2 protein-coding genes are annotated in these 2,975 nt (G+C 74.2%); one reads left to right on the top strand and one right to left on the bottom strand.

Features of this window, described 5'->3' with window-relative positions; all coding sequences use genetic code 11:
* Positions 1 to 169 precede the first annotated feature (169 nt).
* Complete coding sequence (locus tag ACFXA3_RS40025; protein WP_385195951.1) at positions 170 to 1,684, top strand: esterase/lipase family protein; 1,515 nt, start codon at positions 170 to 172, stop codon at positions 1,682 to 1,684.
* Between the two features lie 4 nt (positions 1,685 to 1,688).
* Here the strand turns inward: ACFXA3_RS40025 and ACFXA3_RS40020 are convergent, their stop codons facing one another.
* Complete coding sequence (locus ACFXA3_RS40020; protein ID WP_385195949.1) at positions 1,689 to 2,843, bottom strand: lanthionine synthetase LanC family protein; 1,155 nt, start codon at positions 2,841 to 2,843, stop codon at positions 1,689 to 1,691.
* Positions 2,844 to 2,975: the final 132 nt, after the last annotated feature.

Raw genomic sequence — 2,975 nt, 5'->3', positions numbered from 1 at the left:
CACTATAGGGGCACGGGCAGCGGGCTGTCAGGAGAACCGTCCGGGCGGAGGCCCGGGGTTTGGCCCGACTGGCGTACCGGCGGCGTCGAAACCCGCGCCCCCGGCTATCAATGGATCACCGATTCGCCCGGTGCGGGCTCCCGAAGCCCGCCCCCGAAGGGATGGCCCGATGCAACGACCCCCGGCGCGCCTGGTCCGCCGCTTGTGCACACGCGCCGCGTCCGTGGCCCTGCTGCTCGGCCTCGTCGTCTCCGGCGGCCAGTCCGCCCCGCGCGTCGAGAACGCGGCCGCCTCCGGGCGCGCGCCGCGGTACGACCCGCAGCACGCCCCGGTCGTCTTCGTGGCCGGCGGTTTCGCCTCCGACCTGGAATGCGGGCCGCGGGACACGACCCCGCTGAGCCTGTGGCCCGGCACCGCCCCGACGGAGGCGGACTTCGAGACGACCTGGCGTCCTCTGTACGAGGACCTCGCGCTGATCAACACGCGGGGCCGCAACGGGAGGATCTCCAGCCGGACCACCGCGAGCGCCCGGTTCCCGCTCGGATGCGGCTCCGTCCCCTACCGGGGCGGGCAGGCCGCCCGCGACGAACCCCGCGCGCCGAACCCGACCTGGTGCCTGCCCGAGACCACACCGGTCAACCCGCAGCCCGTGGCCTGCCAGAGCTACGAGTCCGACGTCTATTCGAACTTCGGGCTCAAGACGCAGCAGCAGATCGCCGCGGACGGGCGCGGACAGGTCTTCGCGCTGCTCCCGTACGACTGGCGCCTCGCCCCTTCCGTCGCGGGCCGTCAGCTCCAGGAACTCGTCGCCCGGCTCACCGCGCAGACCGGGGTCAAGGCCACCGTCATCGCGCACTCCCAGGGCAACCTCGTCTTCCGCGAGTGGATGCGCGAGCAGCAGGAGCAGGGCCGGACCCCGGGCGACCTGGTCGGCCGCTTCCTCTCCGTGGCCGGACCCTGGTGGGGCACGGCCGAGTCCTGGACGCACGCCGGGTTCGGGCGGCTCGCCCCCGACCTCGCGGGGGAGGACGTCTCGCTGCGGGCCGGCCTGGACAACGTACGGCTGACCTCGCAGACCTCACCGGGCGTCTACGCGCTGATGCCCAACCGCTCCTACGACGACCACGTGAGGGCGACGACGGGCGGCGAGCACTGGCTCGCCGTGCCCAGCGGCTCCACCAGCCGGTGGGTCCCGTACGAGGGCGTGGGCCGGGCGGTGGGCAAACAGCTGACCCTGTGCCCGCAGAAGGAGCGCTTCCCCTGTCTGAACCGGGAGCTGTACGAGGACGCCGCCCGCGCGTTCCCCGGGCCGGGCTTCGACACCGGAGGCATCCAGGACTTCGTGGCGGTCGTCGGCGCCGGGGTCTCCACGCCCCTGCAGATCTGCAACGGCTGCACCGTGTTCCCCGACGGCAGCACGGACGGGACGCTCGTCACCGTCCCCATCGCCGGACGCATCTCCCAGACCAACGGCGATTCGCGGGTCCCCGTCTTCTCGGCGATCCAGGGCGACGACCCCTCCCGTCCGCCCGGGGCCCGGGTTCCCTTCTACTTCACCTGCGGCATCACCCACACGGCCCTCATGAACAACGCCGACGTCCTCGCCCAGACCGTCCCGTACATCACGGGTGACGCCCCCCTGAGCTACGGGAGCACGTTCTCGACCACGGCCTGCTCGCTCTGAGCACTCAGCCGCGCAGTGGTGTCGGCGCGGTCCACGGGCGCGGGCCGCCGTACCGCAGGCGCAGGAGGAAGTCGAGGATCCCCGCCGTCCCGTTGGCGTACTCACAGCCCGCGGCCCGGTCGGCCGTCAGCAGGAGCCCGTCCCGGACGCAGTGCTGGGCGTCGATGACGCCCGCGATCTCCTCCGCTTCGGCGCGGTGGCGGGGCTCCCCGAGGAACTCGGCCAGATCCAGCAGGAAGTGGCCGGTGCCCGCGTTCCCGCAGCAGGCGCCCGGCCCCGCGCGCCAGGGGTCGCTCACGGCGGACGCGGCGGCCTGCTCGGCCAGCTCGGCGAAGCGCTCCTCGCCGGTGGCGGCCCACAGCCGGATCAGGAAGGTCCCGATCCCGGCGGGGCCGTTGCACCACTGAGTGGTCGTACACGGCTGCGGTTCGCCCCCCACCCGCGCCGGCCACGTCGCCTCGCCCCGCTCCACACGGGCCGCGTCGACGAGGGTGGCGCCGGCGCCGAGGGCCGCTTCCAGGAACCGCGCCGCCCGCCCCGGCAGCCGGCCGGCCCGCGCCGCGTGCGCCGCCGACAGGAGGAACGTGCCGACTCCTGCCGTGCCGTGCGCGAACCCGTGGCTGCGCGTGCCCGCGAGCTCGGAGTCGGTCTCCCGGGCGGTGGGCCAGATCCACTGGCCCGCACTGCGGTCGACAGCCGCCAGCACGGCGTCGCCGCAGGCCAGCGCGGAGGCGAGGAGGGCTTCTTCGCCCGTGAGGTGCCACAGGTGCAGATGGGCGGTACCGGCGCCCGCGAGTCCGTGGGTGAAGTCCGGGCTGGGCCACCGCACCGGCAGCCGCCCGGCGAGGTCGAGCGCCCGGCCGGCGGTCCTCGCGTCGCCGAGGAAGCGGGCAGCGTCGTACAGCGCCCAGGCCGTGCCGCTGCGGCCGAAGCACAGCCCAGGCAGCAGCCGGGGCGCCGTGAACAGCCGCTCGTCGATCCAGGCCGCCGCCTCGGCCACGACATCGCACAGCGCGTCGTCACCGTCGGCCCGTGCAGCCTGTGCGGCCCGGGTGAGCGTGGCCAGGACACCGGCGGCGCCGTTCCAGGTGTTGCACGGATCGGTCTGCGGCACGCGCCGTTCGGGGCGGGGCCACAGGGTGCCCCGGTGCGGGGTCATCGTGCGCCGGAGGTGGACGAGGCCGTCGGCGAGCAGCCGGTCGACGGCGGCCGCCCGGTAGAGGGGTGTCTCTTATAAACAAAACCCATCCCCCCAGAACCAAAGAGATCTCGGGGGTGGGGGTGTGTTGTG

This window comes from Streptomyces sp. NPDC059456 (genome assembly GCF_042750055.1).
Lineage (GTDB): Bacteria > Actinomycetota > Actinomycetes > Streptomycetales > Streptomycetaceae > Streptomyces.
The sequence above is the reverse complement of the archived record's forward strand: the minus strand, read 5'-3'. Positions and strand labels throughout refer to the sequence as shown.

What these genes read in the sequence shown, in the direction of transcription:
- ACFXA3_RS40025 (WP_385195951.1), top strand. Translation starts at nt 170, where the DNA reads ATGCAACGACCCCCGGCGCGCCTGGTCCGCCGCTTGTGCACACGCGCC.
- ACFXA3_RS40020 (WP_385195949.1), bottom strand. Translation starts at nt 2,843, where the DNA reads ATGACCCCGCACCGGGGCACCCTGTGGCCCCGCCCCGAACGGCGCGTG.